Here is a 23,883-nt window from a genome sequence, read left to right on the forward strand (position 1 = left end):
CTTGACCAGATTGATGCCAATACATTCATAACTTACTAAACCTGTTGGGCAATGATGCGCCATCGCAAAAGGGGTCTTAAATCCAATCGAAGGGATCTGCGATAACAACTGAAGCGAAGCGATTTTTACACAATCACAGCGACTTATAAAAAGCTCCGCTGTGTCCTACTCGAATTCTGTCAATAAATACGTGCTTAATGTCGGGCAAATGAAATATACGAGTGATCTACAAATTTAGACTGGAATCAGCAGATAGTCCCCCCTTAAGAAAGGTGTACACATGTGCCAATAAAAATAAGTACAAAGAGGAGGGAGAGCGGTCAGGAGCGAGGAAATAATTCTCTCGCCCTTGGTTTGAACGGGAAATCTCTACGACAGCATAGATTCCAGAAATCCAAGCATGTCGGATTCATCATCAACCAGCTCACCAGAACCAAACTCCGCATTCCAGTCGAGCAGAATTTGAGCCAAAGCTTTCGCCTGTTCCGCTAAGGCAATTAACTCTTCCCGGCTATTTTTTGGTCCCGTATAAAGTTTCAGCTTTCTATGGCTATTCGCCAACTGATGCCCCGGATACTTGGACCTATAGACCTCCAGTTTCCAACGCAATGAATGCACCATATTGCGATAGAAAACCAGTTTTGCCGGCAACTGTAAAAGTGATAAGTCTTCCAGGTCACCAAACAGCGTACAATCAACGCCTAGAACCTGAGTATCCTGGCTATTATTCGCGGCAAATACATCGGCACTGCGGGGCTCCGCCAATAGCATCGACAAATCACCAAATAACTCACCTGGACGTATTACCGCCAAAGGACGTTCATTTCCCGGAGCCTCCTCAGCTGCGGGACTGTTCACCTTCACATGTAACTCACCGCGTAACAAGAAGTAGACCCATTGATCCACATCCCCTGCACGCAGCAGCTGCTCACCCGACTGAAGGCTGACCAACCGGGAGCGCTTTAGCAATACATCGTATTGCCACTCACTCGAGGCACGAATATCCCGAAATAGATGGATGACATTGAGAAGGCGATCCACAGCATCCCGTGGATACTCGCTAAGAGGTTTAATTTCCATGCACAATTCAAATTTAGTGAAAACTATTCCATTTTCCTGAAAAGAGTGGCCTAAGCCACTCTGCAAAGTGCCATTCTAAACGATATCGACCTAGCACACCTGTTTCTAAGTGTGACAATCGTTTCCTTACCAACCCTTTATCTTGGGCGAATGAGGACAGTCTGACCTTATCAGGCTTGAACTCCGTTCCAGTTACAGTAGAGTTAGGTGTAGTGAGTAGTACATTGTACTCTCACAAGCTTTGGGCGCGCACTTTTTAATCTGACTTGTGTGCATTGGGGTTGGGGCCCCTGAATTCTTACTTAGCGGAACATTTTGCTCCTGCTACTGAGACACCGTAGAACAATGAAATCGATAAAAATTGTCCTCTCTTTTTGGGTGTTTACATTTGCTCTCACTGCGAAAGCTGCACCACTTTTAAACGGTCTTGCATTAGAAAAACAATTTAATAAAGACATTTATATCGCTGCGATCTACTCGGAAAACTTGACCCGGGATTCCAGTACACTGCTCGATAACAACATTCCCCGGCGGTTGGAAATTCGTATTATCACAAATAGCCTTCCCGCACGCCGATTCCGCAATCAATGGATGGAAGCCATTGCGATTAACAACCGCGGAGATACGCTCAGCAGTCAGGCAGAAAACATGGTGACCTTTGCCAACATGTTTAAGGGGCGCTTTGTTAACGGCGATCAATTGAGTGCGGAGTTTGCGGCAGATACAGGCTCGACCACCATATACCTCAACAGCATCCGGTTAGGTGAGATTGCCGACCCTAATTTTTTCAATACCCTGCTGCGAGCCTGGATTGGCTCAGTTCCCCCTTCCAGCGACTTCAAAGACGGATTACTCTCCGCCGGCCAGGTATCAGGCAACTTGATTACCACATTCGAATCTCTGACACCAACTAGTGAACGAATTGCAGACCTGCAACTGAAGCAAATAAACCAGGAAGAGGCTGTCACTGCGGAGGAGGCGCCTACGGAAAAACCACTTCCTACACCCGCCATTGAGATTGCCGACCTACCCCCACTCACCCTAGCCCTGGCAGAAACGGTCCCTGCCGCAGCAATTTCCCCAGACGCAGGTGTAATTCAAGAGGGCTCTGAGGTAGCTTCACAATCAGAGGAATCTGCATCAGCGCTGGCCGAAGAAGAGATTGAATTGATTACGGTCCCTCCTGAGGATGGGCCAATACTGGCCGAAGGTGCAGCCGACATGTTAGAGGAAGAAGAGGAAGCCCCCCTGACGGCGGATATGATCCTGGCACGCCAGATTTACCATTCCAGTTTACTTCGTCACACCTACCGCTATATTCGCTACCCTAAGCGGGCACAGGGGCGTGGACAAGAAGGCAGTGTCCGTCTAAATGTGACCATTAATTCCCAAGGGGAAGTATTAGAGATTCAGCCAATCCAAGAATCCCGCTTCTCGAGCCTTAACCGTGAAGCCCAAGCAGCCGTTCACAGAGCTGACCCGTACCCGGGGGTTCCTTCGCAACTGAGTACGGATACTTATAATTTTTCTATTCCTATCACCTTCCGTCTCCCCGATTGAGCAAAAAGATTAAAACTAGCGTTTTAGAGCCCCGCATTGCGGGGCTTTTTACTAGGCTCAATCCAACGCACCTCTTCCCCAGCTAAACGCAGCCCTCTTGCCCCAGCTCACCCCCTGCTTTTAGTATGCTCGGCGGATATTCAGCCAAAAGAGCAAAAATGAAAAAGTTACTATTACCACTCGCTATTGCCGGTACTCTGGCGGGAGCCCAGTTCCCTCTGTTTGCTGTCGCTCACGACCACTCCACCGGTAGTAAAGCTACCGCTGAGCAGGTTCAGCTTTCCTCGGGTATCGACCTGGGCGCTATGGATACCAGTGTACGGCCTCAAGACGACTTCTTTGCTTATGTAAACGGCACTTGGCTGAAGAATACTGAAATCCCTGCGGACAAGTCCCGCTGGGGTGGTTTCTCTATTCTGAGAGATCAAAGTACCAAGCAAGTCAAAGCTCTGATTATGGAAGCCAGCCAAGGAGCCAAGAGCGCCGATAGCGCCGATGCCAAGCAAATTGGAGATCTCTACAACAGCTTTATGGATAAAAAGCTGATCGAGAAAAAAGGACTCTCAGCTGTTTCCGGCGAACTCGCCAAAGTCGATGCAATTAAGAACCGCAAGGATCTTACCGATTTCTTCGCCTATGCGGATACCGTCGGCTACGATGTACCATTTGGCGGAAGCATCTGGCAGGACCTGAAGCAAGTAGAAAACTACATGACTTTCCTGTGGCAGGCAGGCCTTGGACTCCCTGATCGTGACTACTACTTCGAGGACACTGAGAAGAGTAAGAAACTCCGCGAAGCCTATGTAACCTACCTCACTGATCTTCAAGACCTCGCAGGACTTAAAGAGGCTGACGACTTTGCCAACAAGATCTTCAAACTTGAGGAGAATTTGGCAAAACACCATCGCAGCCGCGTTGATAACCGGGACCCGGAAAAGTACTACAACAAGAAAACTGTTGCAGAACTTAAAGAGCTAATGCCCGTTGTAGATTGGGACAGCTACCTAGCCAAAGCCCAATTGAAGGAGGCAGATAGTTTTATTGTCGGCCAGCCTGAATACCTGGAAGCGGCCAATGAGATTATTGCCAATACTGAGCTGGCAACCTGGAAGCGCTACCTGAAGGTCAAAGTGCTTAATGCAATGGCGCCCTACTTGCATGACGAAATCGCACAACTGCGCTTCGACTTCTACGGCACCACTGTTCACGGTATCGAACAGATGGAACCCCGCTGGAAGCGCGGCGTGCAATTTGTCAATGGTTCTGTAGGCGAGCTGGTCGGTAAGCGCTACGTAGAAAAGCACTTCCCGCCCGAAGCTAAAGAGCGAATGGTTGTACTTGTGGACAATCTGAAGGCCGCCTACCGGGAATCCATCGAATCCCTCGAGTGGATGGGCGAAGATACCAAAAAGCAGGCTCTGTTTAAGCTAAGCAATTTTTCCACCAAAATCGGCTACCCAGACAAGTGGCGTGACTATAGTAACTTGACGGTTAAATCCGACGACCTGATTGGCAACGTTCTGGCAGCCAACTTGTTTGAGTCCTCTTACGATCGCAATAAGCTGGGTAAGCCGATTGATCGCGATGAGTGGGGCATGAGCCCACAGACGGTGAATGCTTACTACAACCCAGCCATGAATGAAATCGTATTCCCTGCAGCGATTCTGCAACCACCATTCTTTAATATGAATGCGGATGATGCAGTCAACTACGGCGGTATCGGCGGTGTAATCGGCCACGAGATTGGGCACGGATTCGATGACAAAGGCAGTAAATTTGATGGGCGCGGCTACCTCAACAACTGGTGGACCGACTCCGACCGTAACAATTTTGAGCAGCTGACCAGCAAGCTCGTATCCCAGTACAACGCCTACGAGCCGCTTGAGGGTGAACACATCAACGGCGAGCTGACCCTGGGCGAGAATATCGGCGATTTATCAGGCCTGGGAATTGCCTATAAAGCTTATAAAATGTCTCTAGATGGAGAAGAGGCACCTGTTATTGACGGCTTTACCGGCGATCAGAGGGTGTTTATGGGCTGGGCTCAGGTGTGGCGCAGCAAGATGCGCGATAAAGCCCTCAGTGGACGTTTGAAGGTAGATAGTCACTCTCCCGCTGAATATCGTGTGAAAGGCGTACTACCAAATATCGATGCCTTCTACGAAGCATTCGATATTAAGGAAGGCGACGGTATGTACCTGCCTGAAGAGGAAAGGGTAACTGTCTGGTAAACCGGTACCGTCACCTGGCCGCCCACGCGGCCGGGTTTCCCTTCAACCAATTCTACCTCTCCCCCAACAACCCCTAATCTAGCGTACCAATTTACCCTCTATCACGGGGATACCTCCCGTCGGCAGTATGACTTACCATTAGCTCACTTAAATAAGAAGAGAGTTGCCAATGGCTAACCAGTCTCAGTTTCATCTTCTCACTAGCCGCCGCTTTTTGCCGTTCTTCAGCACCCAATTCCTGGGCGCCTTCAATGACAATGTTTATAAAAACGCCCTAATTGTCATGATCGCCTTTCGCCTGGTGGAAAGTGAAGCAAACGCACTAATTAACCTGGCTGCTGGCTTGTTTATTCTTCCCTTTTTCTTATTTTCTGCCTCCGCCGGCCAGATCGCGGACAAATACGACAAGGGGAGATTAATACGCTGGATTAAGCTAGGAGAGATCGCTATCGGTGCACTAGGTGTTTTCGCCCTTTTTAGCGGAAGCAACGCACTCTGTTTAACTGTGCTCTTTCTCTTGGGCATACAGTCCGCCTTTTTTGGCCCGGTGAAGTACGCGATCATCCCTCAACACTTAAAGCGTTCCGAACTGATAGGGGGTAATGCTCTGGTGGAAATGGGGACATTTGTGGCCATTTTAACGGGAACAATTGTCGGTAGCCTACTCGCAGGCCTCACAGGCCATGGGCAACAGGGAATTCTCTACTTAGGCCTGGTAATTATGGGTGCAGCTACCCTGGGATATCTAGCTAGCCGCTCAATCCCCGCAGCGCCAGCCCCCACACCCAATCTAAAAATAAACCCTAACCCCATTACTCAAACCCATAAAATACTCCGTGCCAGCGCGAGTACTCCCTCAATTTTCTACTCCATTATTGGTATATCTTGGTTTTGGTTAATGGGGGCGGCCTATCTGACACAAATTCCCAGTTTTACCAAGAATGTCCTAGGTGGCAGTGAATCAGTGGTTACATTGCTACTGTGCAGTTTTACCATTGGTATTGCCATTGGGTCCTTGATCTGCGAGCGCCTCTCCAGTGGATTTATTGAACTTGGCCTGGTGCCTGTTGGCGCGGCTGGACTCACCATAAGTGGTATCGCCCTGGGTATTGTCGGGGGAAACTTTGCAGAACTCCATGAAGCCAGCTTTACCGCATTTCTAAGTACCGATGGTGCATACTCTCTTCTCAGTTGTCTGGTACTACTGGGGATGTTTGGGGGTCTTTACATCGTTCCTCTGTACACCATGATCCAGGATCGATCCGACCCGGCAATTCGTGCACAAATTATCTCCGTAAACAATATTTTGAACGCCCTCTTTATGGTGGCTTCAGCGCTACTTGGAATTCTATTCCTCAATATGCTGGACGCGACCATACCGCAGTTCTTTCTTGTTATTGCACTTATGAATGCGGCGGTCGCCATTTTTGTGTTCGCCAAAGTGCCAGAATTTGCTATGCGCTTTTTGATCTGGGCCCTTTCCCACACCATGTACCGGGTAAAGCACCAAGGGCTTGAACAGATACCCACAGAGGGACCAGCCCTAATCGCTTGTAATCATGTGAGTTATGTCGACGCACTATTACTCGCCGGCGCTGTCCGCCGTCCTATCCGCTTTATTATGTACAAGCCCATTTATGAAATTCCAATTTTGCACTTCGTCTTCAAAACAGGCCGGGCAATTCCAATTTGCTCCAAGCAGAAAGACCCTGAAGGCTATGAACAGGCTTTTCAAGCCATTGAGGAAGGGCTAAAAGATGGAGATCTTCTCTGTATATTCCCCGAAGGTCAGTTAACTAAAGACGGAGAACTACAGCCATTTAAAGCCGGCATAGAAAAAATTCTGGAGAGAACCCCCGTCCCTGTAATTCCTATGGCCCTCCAAGGTCTCTGGGGTAGCTTTTTCAGCCACAAAGATGGTCATGCCTTCACTACATTGCCTAAGCGTTTTTGGTCGCGGGTGAGCGTCGTTGCCGGCAGGCCTGTCGAAGCAGCCGGTGCCAAGGCAGAGGCTCTATACCGCCAGGTGCTGGGCCTGCGCGGAGAGAAGCGTTAGCCTCCCCTTTTTCTTAACCGACAAGGATATGTGCCTACTTCACTGGTAGGCACATAAATTCTTCTCCTGCCCCACGACACCAGCCCCCTCCTTAAATCATTCCGATCACCTATTCTGATAGCGGGAATATAAATACATAGCTGCTAAGGGCGGCACAGGGACGAAGGCTTAACCATGTCTCAAAGCAACCAGTTCAAGCTCCTCGCCAGTCGCCGCTTTACGCCACTGTTTCTCTCACTGTTAGGCAGTGTTTTTAATGACAGCCTGTTTAAAAACTCCCTGCTAGTCATACTGGCATTTCATTTGGCCAAAGCAGAAGCCAATACACTGATTAATCTCGCCAGTAGCCTCTATGTCATACCGTATTTTCTATTTTCACTCGCCGCTGGACAATTGGCTGACAAGTATGAAAAGGGTCGAGTCATAAGAATTATTAAAGCCGCCGAAATACTAATCAGTATCCTCGGGGCCATTGCACTACTCACTGATGACCGAGTTTTAAGTTTTATCGTATTAATACTTTTTGCCACCCACACAGCTTTCTTTAGCCCTGTCCGATATGCCATCTTACCGCAGCATCTAAAGCAATCAGAATTACTTGGAGGAAATGGTTTAGCCCAGGTTGCATCCTTTTTCGGATTACTGGTTGGAACAATTGTCGGCACCCTCCTAGCCGGTGATGTGGGCCAGGGAAAACCAGGGCTTTTATATCTAAGCTTGGTGATGGTCACTGTCGCCGTACTAGGCTATCTCGCAAGTAGGGCAATCCCTCCCGCTCCATCCTCCGCCCCCAATTTAAAAATAGATTGGAACCCTATCAGCCAAACGCTGAAAATTATGCGGGAAGTAATCAAAACACCCACCGTTTTTTACGCAATTATTGCAAACTCCTGGTTCTGGTTATTTAGCACCGCATACCTAACCCAGGTTCCCAGTTTTGTCAGAAATGTGCTTGGCGCCAGTGAACCAATAATCACGATACTACTCTGCTGCCTAACTGTTGGCGTTGCTACAGGCTCACTAATGTGTGAAAGCTTATCTCGCGGTCGTATTGAACTGGGCTTGGTGGCAGCCGGCGGGCTGGGAATGACGGTGGCGGGACTTTGGTTGGGCATCCTATCGGGAAACTATCAGATGCTCTCCAACGCATCCCTTAGCCAATTCCTACAGAGTGATGGTGGACTGACCATTTTATTTATCACGACTTTCATTGGCGTTGCCGGCGGTATTTTTATCGTACCGCTATACACCATTATTCAGGAAAGGACAGCAGAGCAAATTCGCGCGCAGGTTATCTCTGTAAATAATGTCCTTAATGCCGTATTTGTAGTCATTATATCTTTTTCTATTATTGGGCTACTCGGGCCTGTGGGAATGACAATTCCCCAGGTATTTACCCTGCTGGCCGTACTAAATTTCGCTCTTTTAGTACTCCTGCTTTTTCGAATGCCGGAAATGTTATTTGACACCCTTTCTTGGCTTACCTATATCCTGCCCAGGCGCACGAAATACGAGGGGACTGAGCAAATCCCTAGCGAAGGTTCAGCACTTCTAGTTGCCCGCTACTCTAACCTGCTAACCCCATTTATTGTTAGCGGGGCAACGCAACGCAAGGTTCGCTTTATCCCCAGCGACGCCATTACTAACAGCCCTAGGCTTCACGCACTTTTACGCAAAAGTGACTATTTCCCCAAAAACTACTATGAAATCGAAGCTTCAGAGCTCAAGAAAAAGCACAATGCGATTCATGAGGCAGAGGCAAACAGGGATCTTCTGTGCATCCTGATTGAAGAAAACAGCAGGAAAGAAATTACGGAGCTTGTCACGCTGCTCAAGGAGAGTTTTCAAGGCGCATCATTGCCATTTATCCCTCTATCGATCCAAGGTTCGTTTAGCTATAAACGAAACCTAAAGACAATAGTACGGGTTGGCAGCCCAATACCGCTTGCAGAAATTTCTCCAGAACTGCTATCCGATAACCTGAAGGGTGCCGAATAAAGAGAGGCAGAATAGGGTACCCACAGAGTTGCGGGTACCCAAAAGCCATTTAGGCCGCTTTAGCGGAACTGGAATCTGAGCGGCTGCCTTTCAGTAGCAACCACAGAGCGACAACCAGTATTGCCCCCTGAATACCAACACCTTGCCAAGTCGGGTAGATACCCAACCAGTCAAAGCTGAGATTTACCGGCAGCGGAGAAATCGCAATCCACGCCGCTTCTTGCAGTGCCGCGACTGCCTTGCCCGCAAGAACAAATGACAACGCCAACAGTAAATAGGTTGTCATGGAGAAGAACTTGCCTATAGGCAAGCGAGCAGAGAAGCGCACAAAGGCAACGCCCAACACAACCAGCAATATCGCACCGGCAGCGAGGCCACCCCATAGGGCGCTGTACTGACTGGAAGCTGTTTGCACCAATAGGGCCTGGTAGAACAGGATGGTTTCAAAAATTTCGCGGTACACAGCAACAAATGCGAGACCGGCGATGCCCCACAGGGCGCCAGCGCTAAGGCTGCGGTTGATGCTGTTCTGGATATATTGCTGCCACTGATCCGCCTGGGTCTTACTGTGCATCCAGAAACCCACATAGAAGAGCACAACTGCGGCCAGAAGCGCTGCGACCCCTTCCATAACTTCCCGGCTGGCGCCACTGATGGAAACCAAACTCTGTGCGGCAACCCAAGTAACAACACCTGCGACCGCGGCGCTGATCCAACCGAAGTGAACAAATTTCAACGCATCGCGGCGACCGGTTTTTACCAGGATCGTTGTCAGTGCAATCACAACCAGCAGCGCCTCGAGACCTTCGCGCAGAAGAATCACCAAGCTGGCAATAAATAGTGCACCCGCAGAGAGAGTTGTCTCCTGCATTAAAGATTCGGCGCGCCCCAGTTGCTCAAGAATTACCTGTACCTGAGCCCTGACTTGATCGGGGTTACTATCGGCATTCAGCTGACTGCGCAGCCCGAGCAGCTCCCGTTCAGTGGCTTTACGCAGATCGGCGTCGAGGGAATCCAGAGAACTCTCCGCCATCTCAAAACCGTCCAGGTAGGCACTAATAGCCAGGGTGCGAGCGTGATCGTAGTTACCTTCCTGGTAGGCCACCAGGGACTTTTCCAGTTGCGCACGGGCTATCTCAATCGGCTGGGTGCCGAGGCTCCCCTCACCAGCAAAGAAGGGTGTGGGGTCGGCACGCAGGGAAGCAACTGCCGCGCCGGACAGTTCCGGGCGATCACTGTGCAGCACATTGGGGCTGTACATCACGATATCCTGCAAGCTCGGTTCAACGCCTTCGCCCTCCCCCGCTTCACCCTGGAAAGCCAGGCCGCCAACATAAAATGCCAGGGACCAGCGCTGCTGCTCATTCAGGTTTTTGAAGGCGGTCATTGCAGTGCCATCGATACCGTTACTGATAGCATCGTAAAGGCCCAGCAGGGAGCGATTTTCAGCGCGCTCCAACTCGTAGAAGTTTGTAGGCGCCGGCTCCAACTGTACCGCTAAGGGGCCATCCCCTCTACCCTCGATACCATGGCAGGTAACACACTGCGCCTGGTAGATAGCGCGACTCTCATCCACATTCAGCAATGCAGTGGGCAAAGATAGCGCGGGGGCGATAGACAGTAGCCCCTGACGCAACTTGGCGGTATGCGCTTGCACTTCCTGCACACTGGCCTTGCGGAGAATCGCCGCTTGCAGCGCATCCGCCTCGGTGCGGATCATCGCCGCTTCGGGCGACTCTTGCAGTTGTGCGCCGCGATCGATCAGTACCGAGGCGAACTCCTGCATCTCTGCAAACTCATCGTCACTAATGATCTCCCCATCTGCCACCGCTTCCGGATAATCCACACCGATGTACTCTGCCATCTGCATCAGCTGGCGCAATTCCTGCTCTGATAGACCGGAGGCCTGGGCTTGGACGGGTAGAACCGTAATGGCCAGTAGCGCCACTAGCAGGCGGGCCAAGTGTAAGGTGAGGCGCATGGAGAATCCTTTACTGTTATTGCAAAAGGGTTTTATCAATCTGGCGCATAATATAATTGGTAATCATTCTCACAATAAAGCCTGCAAAAGGGCTACTCCCAAATAAAGCGGTTGCAAAAAAGATTGTGCACAACTAAATTTAGCAAAATACAAACCGTCGAGGCTCTCTCAATGACCGATCTCTACTCAATTCCCGTGCAAACCGCTGATGGGCAAAAGACCACTCTGGCCGATTACAAAGACAAGGTGGTGCTAGTTGTTAACACGGCCAGTAAGTGTGGCTTCACCAAGCAATACGCTGGCCTGGAGGATTTATATAAAAAATACAAAGACCGTGGATTTACCGTCCTGGGCTTTCCCTGCAATCAATTTGGCAAGCAGGAACCCGGTAGCGATGAGGAAATTCAGGAGTTTTGTGAACTGAACTTTGGAGTCAGCTTCCCCGTCTACGCTAAGCTGGACGTCAATGGCGATGAAGCTCACCCGCTGTTTGTGGAGCTCAAGAAACGTGCGCCGGGGCTATTGGGAACCGAGGGCATTAAGTGGAATTTCACTAAGTTCTTGATCGGTAAGAATGGCGAAAATGTTAAACGCTACGCGCCAAAGGATGCACCGGCATCCCTGGAGACAGAAATCGAGCGTATGCTCTGATGATTGTCTGTGATGACGATTCCGGCGAGCTGGCACTGAACCGCCAGCTATGTTTTGCCCTCTACGCCGCATCCCGAGCCATGACCCGCGCCTACCAGCCGATGCTAAAGGAATTGGGGATCACCTATCCGCAATATCTGGTTTTAATGGTTCTGTGGGAGTGGGCCAACACCAAGGCGCCATCGGAAGAAGAGCAGAGCGTCAGTGCACTGGGGCAGAGGCTGATGCTGGATTCCGGCACCTTGACCCCGCTGCTTAAGCGGATGGAGCAAAACGGCCTGGTCAAGCGTCGCCGCAGCAATCAGGATGAACGGATAACCCTGATCACTGTGACAGAGGAAGGCCTTGCCCTTAAACCAAGAGCCAGAGAGTGGGTGACAGCACAGCTGGACAACAGCCGTATCAGCCGCAGCGAGGTAGAGCAACTACACGGAGACTTGTGGCAGTTTCTGCATAAATTGACCGATACCACCCCTTGATAGCGAACCCCATTGAAACCTTCAGTGGGGCAGCCCTTCAAAACCAGGATATAAACACTAAAAAACAGCCAAAAAAGAAAAGAATATAACAAAAGCGGAAAATAATGCGCCAATATTAGGATATATATTGACCTTCCGGTTGATTTCGCTTCATAATGCCCTGAATCCGACCTAATGCGGAAACTGTTGTATATGAAGACTCCATTTATCACTCAGCGCCAGTCTTTTCTTGCCCTAGCTTTCTCGCTACGACTGCCCCTGCGCGGCATATAATTTTTCTCCCCCCACCCCCAACAGAATTCCAAACTTTATTTGAGCGATGCATAGACAGCGGCAAGGCCCCCTGTTTAGCCTCAAAGCAAATAAGGAGAACAAACGAAAATGAGCACTAAAAAAGATAAGTTAGTCATTTTTGATACCACTCTGCGCGATGGTGAGCAGAGTCCTGGCGCCTCTATGACGAGAGAGGAAAAAATTCGTATCGCCCGCATGCTTGAGAGAATGCGTGTCGATGTCATTGAGGCTGGATTCGCGATTGCCAGTCCCGGAGACTTCGAGTCGGTCAAGGCCGTCGCTGAAGCCGTTACCGAATCACGGGTTTGCAGCCTGGCCCGAGCGGTCAATGCCGATATCGTGCGCGCTGGCGAAGCCCTGAAGAATGCCAACGCCTCGCGTATCCACACATTTATTGCCACTTCTCCAATCCATATGAAATACAAGTTGCAAATGGAACCGGAAGCGGTGTTGCAGCAGGCAGTGAAAGCGGTTCAAACAGCGCGCAACTTTACCGACGATGTGGAATTCTCCCTCGAGGATGGCAGCCGCTCCGAGCCGGAATTTATGTATCGCATCATCGAAGCGGTTATCGCGGCAGGGGCCGGCACTATCAATATTCCCGACACCGTTGGTTACGGGGAACCGGAAGAGTATGGGGCTATGTTCCGCCGTGTTATCGAGAACGTCCCCAACTCCGACAAAGCCATCTTTTCGACCCACTGTCACAACGACCTGGGCCTCGCCGTTGCCAACTCCCTGTCGGCCGTGATGAACGGTGTGCGCCAAGTGGAATGCACCATCAATGGCTTGGGAGAGCGCGCCGGTAATGCCTCCCTGGAAGAAATCGTTATGGCAGTACAAACCCGCCAGGATCTCTACCCGGTAGAAACAGGGCTGGATACCAGCCACATCGTGCCCACTTCGAGAATGGTGTCGTCGATTACCGGATTCCCAGTGCAACCCAACAAGGCCATTGTCGGCGCCAACGCCTTTGCCCATGAGTCCGGTATTCACCAGGACGGTGTTCTGAAGCACCGCGAGACCTACGAAATCATGCGCGCAGAAGATGTCGGCTGGGGTCAAAACCGCCTGGTTCTCGGTAAACACTCCGGCCGGGCTGCCGTTCGCGCCCGCTACGAAGAGCTGGGGGTAGATTTCGCCGATACCGAAGAATTCCAGCAGGTATTTGCCCGCTTTAAAGACCTAGCCGACAAGAAACATGAGATCTTTGACGAAGATTTGCACTCTCTGGTGAGTGGAGGCGAGTCACCGGTAGAGCGATTCCAACTGAGTGACCTGGATGTGCGCACCAAAATCGGCTCAGCCCCCCAGGCCTTTGTCAGCCTCACCATTGACGGAGAGCCCCGACAGACTGAAGCCAGCGGAGGCGGCCCCGTAGATGCCACCTTCAAAGCTATTGAACAGCTGGTAAACAGCGGCGCCGACTTAAAACTGTATTCTGTGAATGCGGTCACCCAGGGAACAGACTCCCAAGGGTCCGTTACAGTGCGCCTGGAAAAGGACGGCCGCCTGGTCAACGGCGTTGGCGCAGATACAGATATCCTGATTGCCTCAGCACAAGCCTATATGGATGCGTTAAACTTGCTCGCCAGCAGTGAGAGTAAGAAACAGGGCGTATAAGTGAACGAGCTTCAGCGAGCGGAATATTTATCAGTACTTGGAGTTCCAAGCTATGTGCCCCGATTCGTATTGCCGCTCGCACCCGATCCTCGCCAGGCCGAACTGCCTCCCGCCGAAGAGGCTGCTGGGACTCAGCAGCCTCTGGTTGCAAGTGGAATAGCTCAAAACCCGCTACCCCACTCAGCAGATCAGATAATCACCCAACCGGTACAGAGTCCGGAGCGCAACGCCCGTGTGCTAGATGAAATAAGCGCTCTCACCGACCAGACAAAACGCCCACAAGAGACGGTGGCAGTGACACCGGCTCCTGTTGCCCCCCCCCAGCAAAGTGTTAAACCTTTTGTTTTGAACTGCTGGCGTATTGGGGAGGAACTCCTGGCCGTGGACAGTCACGAGCCCGGTGCAGCGCTTCCCCTGGAAGCCCTGTTCAACAATATTCTCCGCGCCTTGCACTGGCACCAGCTCCCCCGGCAACAGGAGCGCCTGCAATGGCCTTTAACAGAAAATCGCTTTGGTCCTGCCGAAGACGCCTCACAGGCTCGCGATACATTCTCCAGCTGGTTGGAGGCCTCTTATTCCCGTATGCCGGTTAAATCCATCTGGCTGATGGGCAGTGAAGCTCAAGACTTTTGCACTCCGATCCCATTGGAAAGCCAGGTTGTCGAATGGCAGAAGGCCCGCTTAATTAGTATGCCCAGCCTCTCGCAACTACTGCGAGCCCCCGAACTAAAACGCCCCCTGTGGAACCTGTTGCGCACTAGTTACCCGACTGAAACCCGCGCAGAATGACCTACTTAAATTACACTGAGCTACAGTTGCGCTCCGCCAATGCCGACGACTGTGCATCTCTGGCCCAGTTGGCAAAAAGTGCCCACAGTCATCCGTGGAGTGAAGCCCAATACCAGCAGAGTCTCAGCGCCGGCCACTACTGCTGGGTCCTGATCCAAGGCGATGACATTATCGCCTGTTGCGTGATCAGTAGCCTGTTTGACCAGGCAGAAATCCTGGACATTGCCGTATCCCCAGCGCAACGCCGACAGGGCCTCGCCGAGGCATTATTGAACAGCGTGAAAACGGAATTACCCAGCGAAGTTGAGCGAATTTTGCTCGAGGTGCGGGTATCCAATCTCGCTGCGCGCTCCCTCTATCGCAAACTGGGTTTCTCTGAAGACGGGATACGCAAAAATTATTACCCCGCGCAAAACGGCATGCGCGAGGACGCTGTACTCATGAGTCTCGCTCTGAATGACACTCAGTCGTAGAATGAGCCTCTCATTCGGAATTCCCGCCTTACCGACAAGGCCTTGAACGGCAGGCAACCACTCCTGCCCTGTAACACTATTCCCGACTTCCCAACCCCCTCGTTGGATTGACAAGAGTTATACATGTCTCTATCAAAAAGCAGCCCATCACTGCTGGAAGGTTCAGTTTCCAGTCACTTACAGAGACTGGCACTACCCATGGTCTGGGGAATTCTCGCCGCCATGTCCTTTAATATCGCCGATACCTATTTTGTCTCCCAGCTGGGCGATGGCCCCCTGGCGGCGATGAGTTTCACCTTCCCGGTAGTGATGGCCATAAACAGCTTTGCTATCGGTCTCGGCGCAGGTACTTCTTCGGCTGTGGCCCGGGTTTACGGCGCAGGGGATATAAAGAACGTTCGCCGCCTGGTAACTGACGCATCTGTACTGGCACTGCTGATTGCTGTTGTGATTACTGCAGTCGGCCTGGCCACCATGCGCCCTCTATTTGAGCTGCTGGGCGCCGGCCCCGATATGCTTCCGCTTATTGCCGATTACATGATCCCCTGGTATCTGGGAACCATCTTTGTCATTGTCCCGACCGTCGCGCTCGCTGCTCTTCGCGCCATTGGTAACAGCGCGGTAACCGGCCGTATTATGGTGGCGGTAGCCCTACTGAACCTGATTCTCGACCCCATTTTGATTTTTGGGCTTTTCGGCTTTCCCCGACTTGAGCTCCAGGGAGCAGCTATCGCTACGATTATCGTGCGCGCCCTGAGCTTTATTGCTGCACTTTACTTCATCATCAAAAAAGAACACCTAATGACAGCCCCACAATGGCGGCTGAGCGGCCTACTCGAATCCTGGCGCAAAGTGTTAGCTGTCGGGCTTCCCGCTGTGCTCACCAATGTCATTATTCCCGTATCGGGAGGTGTTGTCGTTGCACTCGTTGCCGTGCACGGCGAAGATGCCGTCGCGGGCCTGGGAGTCGCACTCCGAGTCGAACCCCTGGCACTCATTGTGTTTTACGCACTTTCCTCTGTAGTCGGCCCCTTTATGGGACAGAATGCCGGGGCGGAAAAAACCGATCGCCTGCGGGAAACCGTGAGCGTACTGGCAAGGTTCTGCCTGGTATTTGGAGCGGGACTGGCGGTGCTTCTCTACTTTGTTGCAGAACCTATCGTAAGTCTGTTCAGTGATTCCACCGAGGTTCTCGCTGTCGCTGTTGCCTACCTGACCCTGGTGCCTCTCAGCTATGCCGGGTACGGCTTTGTGATGTCTGCCAATGCCGCATTCAATGGACTCGGGAAACCGCTGCCAGCAACCGTCATTTCTTTCCTGCGGGTACTGGGTCTCTACCTACCCCTGGCCTGGATTGGGAACAGCCTGTGGGGCATGACCGGCCTGTTTGTCGCTACAGCAGCATCCAACCTGATTCTCGGCTTTATTTCCTGGTGGTGGCTGCGCCGCGATACGCACCAGCGCACAGCAGAGACAACAACCAGCCCCGAGCTGTCAACCAACTGATCGATCTGTGGGCCGAATTACTCCTGATTCGGCCCATATCCATCCACCACCCCTAAAAACACAACACAAGGAAATCAGTGCCTTAACAGGCAGCGTACACATTACTTCCCATTTTTGCCGATAACTTCAAATTCCTCCAAACCCCGGCAGACAGCAACATAGCCCGCCTTCTTCTCTTACTGCGAAACATGGATGGTGATTCGATGAGGCTTCAGGAGATTTCCCCCCTTCAAACCCGCACCCTGTTAATCAACACACTGGCAATTTTTCTGGCCTGCACACCTTTAACAGGTTGTGACAATGACGATTCAGACCCACCCCCTTCAGACGACGATACTGCCGATGACAGCAGCCCCTGGGTGCTAAATACCGACGATGAACGGGCGCCTTATATCTATGAGAGCAATAGTAATGAGCAGGTCCTGGTCAATGTGCAAAGCATCGAAACGGTCACTGTCGACGGCAAGGAATACACTCAAGTTACCGCGTCCGGCATCCCGGATTATGAAATTGAAATCACCACTGCTATCTACAACGAACTAATCAATCGCCCCAAGGCGAACACCGACTTTGTCTACGGCAGCCCTACAGTACAAATTGGCGATATCGTGAGTTTTGGCCAGGATATCGGCTTTAGCAGTAATCCCAATACCTGCTACGCCGAAGCGGGATTTGGATTTTGGCCGCCGGGCCCGGTCTGCCCAGAAAATGTTTCCCACAACAGCTATTTTCCAACTGAGCCAGAGGTCTCGGAAGAAGACTGTGAGAGTGGACTCGGACCTCAGGGTTATTGGGTCAACGGAACCTCTATCTACCAGTGGAGCGATGGACAGTCTGTGAATGGCACCTGGCACACTTTGGCACCTGTCGCTGAGATGTACGATGTTGATATTTGTGGTGGACACGCTGCCCGGGGAGACTATCACCACCACTTCTACAGCGATTGCCTGGCAGACTTGGTTGGAGATACTGGAGATAGCCACTCTCCCGTCTACGGGTTCACCGCCGATGGCTATCCCATTTATGGCCCTTGGGAGGCCGATGGTGTTCTTGCAATAAGTAGTTGGGTCACTAGAGACTATGACGATGCCGACTCTACTAGCGGCTGCGGGATTGCCGGCGAGCGCAGTTGCTTATTGGCAGATGAATACGATTTGTCACAAGGCACAAGTTCACTTGCCGAATCCGGCCCCAGTACCAGCGATACATTTACGTCCCTATCAGGCAACCTTTTTCAAACCACCAGCGGTTTTTTTTACGAAGACTATTACTGGGACTCCAATTTGACCGACCAGGAGGGCACTTATCTGGATCAATACAATGGGCACAGTGACAGCGAGCGGGGTTATCATTACCACCTAACGGTAGAACTGAATGATGAAGGGCAGCTGACCCCATCATTCCCCTATACCTTTGGGCCCCGCTTTTACGGCAAACTCGATGACCAGACAATTGTGAATGTTTGCTCCGATGAAGTCGGCGGAGGTTTTCCCCCTGGACCACCGCCAATGTAGCTAGGCCAGCAGAAAACAGCTTACCTATAATCACCTATAAATCATTGATAAAGCCCCACGCCAGCCTGGAACCGGTTAAAGCTTCCAGACTGGCGACTCTCCCAAATACAGTCTCAGAATCCAGGCCTCTGCTTTCAGTAGCTGGCTTCACTAAATACAGCCAGCCAACTACTAGACCTTTTAGTCAAAAAAATATCGAAAGAATAATATTTTATTTAAATTAAATACAAAGAAAGTCATTAACGAGATAAGTAATTTTTCAGCAAATAACTTTTTAACTGTTGATACCGAAAGAAAAGCCATCCTTTTGAACTTACGCACAAACTAGGCAGAAATAGAGAGCCAATTTAACCCTTTGCAAATTAGGTTAATAATTATCCACATTTTCTCCACTTTTATCCGCTAATTTCTGGACTAACCCCCATCTAATTCACGGTGTGCTATGAAATTAACGGAAATTTTTGACACGGACCGAAAGTCCATTTTGCCTTATGTAATATCTCTGGTATTGCTTTCAGGCGTACTCCAGGCATGCGGTGGAGGCGGCAGCTCTTCATCTGATTCAGATTCGTCATCTGAAGATACTAGCGACAGCGGCTCAGATTCCGGTGACGATAATGACGATGACGATTCATCAGATGATAGTGACAGTTCAGACTCGAGCACCGATAGCGGGGTTTGGATTCTAAATACTGATGATGAGCGCGCACCCTATATCTATGAAAGTAACAGCAATGAACAAGTACTAGTAAATGTTCAGAGCGTTGAATCTGAAACTGTCGACGGTAAAGAATACACTGTTGTATCAGCAACCGGCATTCCAAATTACACTATCGAAATTACACAAACTGTTCTCGATGCACTCCTGGAACGTCCAAAAGCATCCTCTGACTTTTTAACCGGCAGCCCCTATGTCAGCGTTGGCGATATTGTCAGTTTTGGGCAGGACATTGGATATAAAAGTAATTCGTCCTGTGGTGCAGAAGCTGGTTATGGCTTTTGGCCACCGGGGCCTGTCTGCCCTGAAAATGTTTCCCATGTTGGCTATTTTCCCGTTGAACCTGAACCTGCAACTGACAGTTGTGAAACTGGTTTAGGGGTACAGGGCTACTGGGTAAATGGAACCTCTATTTATCAATGGAGTGACGGGATGAGTGTTGATAATACATGGCATACACTCGCCCCCCTAGCTGAAGTCTACGACGTTGATATTTGCGGTGGTCACGCAGCAAACGGTGATTATCACCACCATTTTTACAGTGAATGCCTCGCAGAGATGGTCGGCGATATTGGTGACGACCACTCTCCAATTTATGGCTACACCGCCGACGGCTATGCAATTTATGGCCCTTGGGAAAGTGAGGGTGAATTAGCGGAAAGTAGTTGGGCTGTTCGAGATTACGATGATGCCTCATCCGAAAGTGGCTGTGGTGTCGCCGGCGAGCGCAGCTGCTTATTAATCGATGAATATGATATTTCCCAAGGCGTGGAAACTACTTCTAATACTGGCCCAACTACAAGTGATTCATATACCTCCGCCTCCGGAAATGAATTTGAAACAGCTGCTGGTTTTTTCTACGAAGATTATTATTGGGACGAAGAACTTACAGCTCAAGGTGGAGTCTATTTAGATCAGTACAATGGCCATTCGGATGATGAGCGAGGATACCATTATCATCTTACCGTCACTGTCGATAGCGATGGACAATTAATCCCCGCCTTTCCCTTCACTTTTGGACCGCGCTTTTACGGAAAATTGGATGACCAAACTGTTGTCAGCCGATGCTCAACAACCGTGGGGCGGTAACCAATAAAGATAAATTGAGGTAACCTTCTCGTGAAAATTAACGGGTACTTTCTTGCCGGCTCATTAGCCTGGCTAACTGCAGCCAGTGTTGTGGCTCAACCTAATCCCAACTCTGGGCATAACAACGATCAACGTTCGGTTAGGGAAGTACCTGTTCGCAATAGCAATGGAAGAAACTGGCAAAACAACAACTCGATAAATTCAGAAAACACTAGAAATAACACTGCAGATTCCTCCACCGACTCAAACAGCAATACAGTTGAAGAGGAAAGTCCAACAGATACTACGGTAGATAATCCAACAGAAACAACTACCGACGAAACAAGCAATACATCGAATAATAACGAGGACACTTCTTCGGACGTTAACGAAGAGAATTCCGGCTCCTCAGATAATTCGACAATTTCAGGTAACGAGGAAAGCTCGGTAACAGAGAGCTCCGGTACTACCTGGATTATCAATTCAACTAACGAACGCGCCCCCTATATTTACGAAAGTAACAGTAATCAGCAGGTTCTGGTTAATGTGCAAAGTATTGAATCTGTAACCGTTGCCGGAAAGGAATATACCCGCGTATCTGCTACCGGTATCCCGGACTACCAGATTGAAATAACCCAGGAAATACTAGACGCACTCATCAGCCGTCCAAAAGCCTCTACAGACTTCGTCAATGGCTACCCCTTGGTACAAACTGGTGAGGTTGTTAGCTTCGGCCAGGACATCGGCTATCGCAGTAATTCCAGCTGCGGCTCAGAAGCCGGTTATGGCTTCTGGCCCCCAGGTCCCGTGTGCCCCGAAAACGTCGACCATGTAGGCTATATTCCTGCTGAGCCTGAGGCATCCACTGACAGCTGTGAAACTGGGCTCGGTGTACAGGGTTACTGGGTAAATGGAACCTCAATTTACCAGTGGAGTGACGGACAGTCAGTAAATAACACTTGGCATACCCTGGCTCCCATGGCAGAAGTCTATGACGTAGATATCTGTGGCGGCCATGCAGCTAACGGCGATTACCACCATCACTTTTACAGTAATTGCCTGGCTGAAATTGCCGGGGACACCGCCGATGGACACTCCCCTATCTACGGCTATACCGCCGATGGCTACGCAATTTACGGTCCATGGGAAGACGCAGGTGTGCTAACTAAAAGCAGCTGGGCAATACGGGATTACGACGATCCCCGTTCAGACACCGGCTGTGGCGTTGCCGGGCAACGCAGCTGTCTGCTAGTCGATGAATATGATATTGATCGCGGCGTATCCAATACAAATAACACCGGCCCCACTACCAGCGGTAGCTACACCTCTCAATCCGGAAACGAATTTGAAACTCCGGCAGGTTTTTTCTACGAGGATTATTACTGGGATGAAAGCCTGACAGCGCAAGGTAGCGAATACTTGGATCAATTTAATGGACACACTGACAGTGAAAGAGGTTATCACTACCACCTGACAGTTACGCAGGATAACAATGGCCAACTAATTCCAGCTTTCCCATTTACCTTCGGCCCGCGCTTTGCCGGCAAGCTGGATGACCAAACTATCGTCAATCGCTGCTCAACCACCGTTGGCCGCTAACTCATATTCAAGCTTGGGAGTAAGAGTTAAATGAAAATGCACAGGTTCTTTATCGCTGGGTCTTTGGCCTGGATTGTTTCAGCCTCTATGACCGCGTATGCGGCACAGCCAAATCCTCACGCGGGCCACAATGGCGATCAGCATCCGGTGATAGAGATACCTCTACATGTTGCCGCTCCCAGAATCGAACTGGACATGAGCCGCGACGATATGTCCGGCTATAATCTACATATTGACTACGATCGGTTTGAGCTGGAATCCCCTCGCTTTGCCAATGACGATTCTGAGCAGTTTCTGGAGGGGCACGCCCACCTTTACATCAATGGGGAAAAAATCCAACGTCTTTATGGCTCGGATTTACATATTCCCGGAAAATTACTAAAACCCGGTTTTAACCAAGTCACCGTGACTCTCAATGCACACGACCACAGCACTTGGAGCCGCGGTGGAAAGCGAATACTGGCAACCTTATTTGTTCACCTCGATAAGAAAGAGCTGGTATTACACCGCTTTTCAACATCACCTATCGGGGGCAACAAACAAATAGCCAAAGTCAGCCGACCTGATAATTAGATTAAGACCTGGAATTTTTCAAAGAGAGAATTGGAGCTAATACCCCAAAAAATATTTAATTAATAGCCGGCCCACTAATTAAAGGCTACTTAGGCTATTTACAATAAAGCAATAAGATATTTTTGCCTGACTCACGGAGTATCGCTTTTGAACGCAGTGCACAAATCTGAAAAAAATTAAGACGATAAAGAGGATATAAAATGTAGCTAGCAGGCCATCCACATTTCATTCACTTTTGTGCGCTAGGTTCGGGGAGCAACTCCTCCATATGCCACGGTGTGATATGAAAATAATTAAAATTTTTGACCGGAATGGCCAGCCTACACTCTCTTATACACTAGCGTTGATAATATCTCTCGGAGTTCTTCAGGGATGCGATAGTGGCTCTTCCTCAGATGAGGATGGCGATGACTCTTCTGAGACCTCCTCTGAAGAGTCAGATTCCAGCACTGATACTGGTGTCTGGATTATGAATACTGATGACGAACGCGCGCCTTACATTTATGAAAGTAACAGCAATGAGCAGGTTCTGGTCAACGTCCAGAGCGTAGCATCAGAAACCGTAGATGGCCGGGAATACACCGTTGTCTCAGCAACCGGTGTTCCCGACTACGAGATTGAAATTACTCAAAGTATTCTAGACGGACTACTTGAACGTCCATTAGCCTCCTCTGATTTCGAAACTGGCAGCCCCAATGTCAGCGTTGGAGATATTGTCAGCTTTGGGCAAGATATTGGCTATACGGGTATTGGCACCTGTGATGTAGATGCCGGCTATGGATTTTGGCCACCAGGACTCGTTTGCCCAGAGAATGTCTCTCATGTCGGATACATCCCTGTCGAACCCGAGCCCGCAACGGAGGAGTACGCAACGGGGCTCGGCGTACAGGGCTACTGGGTAAATGGCGTCTCTATTTATGATTGGGGTGATGGTCAATCAGTGGATGGCACCTGGCAAACCCTGGCACCGGTTGCTGAGGTCTACGATGTGGATATCTGTGGTGGACACGCCGCAAACGGAGATTACCACCATCACTTTTATAGCGATTGCCTAGCCGATCTTGTTGGCGATATAGGTGACGACCACTCCCCTATCTACGGCTATACCGCCGACGGCTATGCAATCTATGGCCCCTGGCAGAGTGAAGGAGAACTCGCAGAAAGCAGCTGGGCTGTACGAGATTATGACGACCCCAGCTCCGAGAGCGGTTGCGGCGTAGCAGGCGAGAGAAGCTGTCTCTTGGTGGATGAATACGACCTCTCCCAAGGAGTCGAAACAACATCGAATACCGGCCCCACGACAAGTGGCTCTTATACCTCCCTGTCAGGCAATGAGTTCACTACAGCAGCGGGCTTTTTCTACGAGGACTATTACTGGGACGAAGGCCTGACTAATGAAGGCGGAGTATATTTGGACCAGCATAACGGTCACTCAGATGACGAAAGGGGATACCATTACCACCTGACTGTCACTGTCGATGATGATGGTGAGCTTGTCCCCGCCTTCCCATATACTTTTGGCCCCCGCTTTTACGGCAAGCTAGATGATCAAACTATTGTCAATGAGTGCTCAACACAGTAGTTCAGCGGTGCACTAACATTGAAGGCCAAGCCACTTTCCTAATACGCCGGAAATCTCCCTGGAGTCGCAGTAAGTGTAAGCTTTGCGGTCCCTTGTTTTTACGGGGAC

17 protein-coding genes are annotated in these 23,883 nt (G+C 50.3%); 15 read left to right on the top strand and 2 right to left on the bottom strand.

Translation table 11 applies throughout. The annotated features are described in order from the left end of the window. Positions 1–369: 369 nt before the first annotated feature. Positions 370–1,080, bottom strand: coding sequence for a Crp/Fnr family transcriptional regulator (locus tag ACJJIN_RS14670; RefSeq protein ID WP_413664353.1), 711 nt, complete (start codon positions 1,078–1,080; stop codon positions 370–372). A gap of 345 nt (positions 1,081–1,425) precedes the next feature. On the opposite strand from ACJJIN_RS14670, the gene ACJJIN_RS14675 reads away from it, so the two are divergent. The 4 genes from ACJJIN_RS14675 (at position 1,426) to ACJJIN_RS14690 (ending at position 8,925) form a co-directional block, all read left to right on the top strand. After that, positions 1,426–2,640, top strand: coding sequence for a TonB family protein (locus tag ACJJIN_RS14675; protein WP_444895219.1), 1,215 nt, complete (start codon positions 1,426–1,428; stop codon positions 2,638–2,640). A 158-nt stretch (positions 2,641–2,798) separates the two neighbouring features. Further along, positions 2,799–4,871: a M13 family metallopeptidase gene (locus ACJJIN_RS14680; RefSeq protein WP_444895220.1), complete on the top strand. Its 2,073-nt coding sequence runs from the start codon at positions 2,799–2,801 to the stop codon at positions 4,869–4,871. A 169-nt stretch (positions 4,872–5,040) separates the two neighbouring features. Next, the gene (locus tag ACJJIN_RS14685) at positions 5,041–6,927 is read left to right on the top strand and encodes an MFS transporter (protein ID WP_444895221.1); all 1,887 of its coding nucleotides are present in this window, start codon (positions 5,041–5,043) and stop codon (positions 6,925–6,927) included. Between the two features lie 174 nt (positions 6,928–7,101). Continuing rightward, complete coding sequence (locus tag ACJJIN_RS14690; RefSeq protein WP_444895222.1) at positions 7,102–8,925, top strand: MFS transporter; 1,824 nt, start codon at positions 7,102–7,104, stop codon at positions 8,923–8,925. A 49-nt stretch (positions 8,926–8,974) separates the two neighbouring features. On the opposite strand, the gene ACJJIN_RS14695 is transcribed toward ACJJIN_RS14690, so the two are convergent. Further along, positions 8,975–10,906 carry a cytochrome c/FTR1 family iron permease gene (locus ACJJIN_RS14695; protein ID WP_444895223.1) on the bottom strand — a complete coding sequence of 644 codons (1,932 nt, stop codon included), beginning with the start codon at positions 10,904–10,906 and terminating at the stop codon, positions 8,975–8,977. A gap of 171 nt (positions 10,907–11,077) precedes the next feature. On the opposite strand from ACJJIN_RS14695, the gene ACJJIN_RS14700 reads away from it, so the two are divergent. The 11 genes from ACJJIN_RS14700 (at position 11,078) to ACJJIN_RS14750 (ending at position 23,775) form a co-directional block, all read left to right on the top strand. Beyond that, positions 11,078–11,557 carry a glutathione peroxidase gene (locus tag ACJJIN_RS14700; RefSeq protein ID WP_282934317.1) on the top strand — a complete coding sequence of 160 codons (480 nt, stop codon included), beginning with the start codon at positions 11,078–11,080 and terminating at the stop codon, positions 11,555–11,557. Then, positions 11,557–12,036 carry a MarR family winged helix-turn-helix transcriptional regulator gene (locus ACJJIN_RS14705; protein WP_444895224.1) on the top strand — a complete coding sequence of 160 codons (480 nt, stop codon included), beginning with the start codon at positions 11,557–11,559 and terminating at the stop codon, positions 12,034–12,036. Before ACJJIN_RS14700 ends, ACJJIN_RS14705 begins: the two co-directional genes overlap by 1 nt. 381 nt (positions 12,037–12,417) lie before the next feature. Continuing rightward, positions 12,418–13,953 (top strand): 2-isopropylmalate synthase, encoded by a 1,536-nt coding sequence (locus tag ACJJIN_RS14710; RefSeq protein ID WP_413664345.1) that lies wholly within the window; start codon positions 12,418–12,420, stop codon positions 13,951–13,953. Then, complete coding sequence (locus tag ACJJIN_RS14715; RefSeq protein WP_444895225.1) at positions 13,954–14,742, top strand: uracil-DNA glycosylase family protein; 789 nt, start codon at positions 13,954–13,956, stop codon at positions 14,740–14,742. Next, positions 14,739–15,215, top strand: coding sequence for a ribosomal protein S18-alanine N-acetyltransferase (gene rimI / locus ACJJIN_RS14720; protein ID WP_444895226.1), 477 nt, complete (start codon positions 14,739–14,741; stop codon positions 15,213–15,215). The genes ACJJIN_RS14715 and rimI overlap by 4 nt, the downstream gene beginning before the upstream one ends. A 123-nt stretch (positions 15,216–15,338) precedes the next feature. Next, entirely contained in the window at positions 15,339–16,721 is a 1,383-nt protein-coding gene (locus ACJJIN_RS14725; protein WP_444895227.1) for an MATE family efflux transporter, read from the top strand. A 203-nt stretch (positions 16,722–16,924) separates the two neighbouring features. Then, on the top strand, positions 16,925–18,235 hold the full coding sequence (locus ACJJIN_RS14730) for a YHYH protein (RefSeq protein ID WP_444895228.1): 1,311 nt from the start codon (positions 16,925–16,927) through the stop codon (positions 18,233–18,235). Between the two features lie 442 nt (positions 18,236–18,677). Continuing rightward, a complete protein-coding gene (locus ACJJIN_RS14735) occupies positions 18,678–20,042 on the top strand; it encodes a YHYH protein (protein WP_444895229.1) in 1,365 nt (454 codons plus the stop codon). A 30-nt stretch (positions 20,043–20,072) separates the two neighbouring features. After that, on the top strand, positions 20,073–21,620 hold the full coding sequence (locus ACJJIN_RS14740; RefSeq protein WP_444895230.1) for a YHYH protein: 1,548 nt from the start codon (positions 20,073–20,075) through the stop codon (positions 21,618–21,620). A gap of 30 nt (positions 21,621–21,650) precedes the next feature. Continuing rightward, positions 21,651–22,193, top strand: coding sequence for a hypothetical protein (locus tag ACJJIN_RS14745; RefSeq protein ID WP_444895231.1), 543 nt, complete (start codon positions 21,651–21,653; stop codon positions 22,191–22,193). 283 nt (positions 22,194–22,476) lie between these two features. Then, positions 22,477–23,775, top strand: coding sequence for a YHYH protein (locus tag ACJJIN_RS14750; protein ID WP_444895232.1), 1,299 nt, complete (start codon positions 22,477–22,479; stop codon positions 23,773–23,775). Positions 23,776–23,883: the final 108 nt, after the last annotated feature.

Source organism: Microbulbifer maximicatervae (SeqCode), assembly GCF_052467505.1.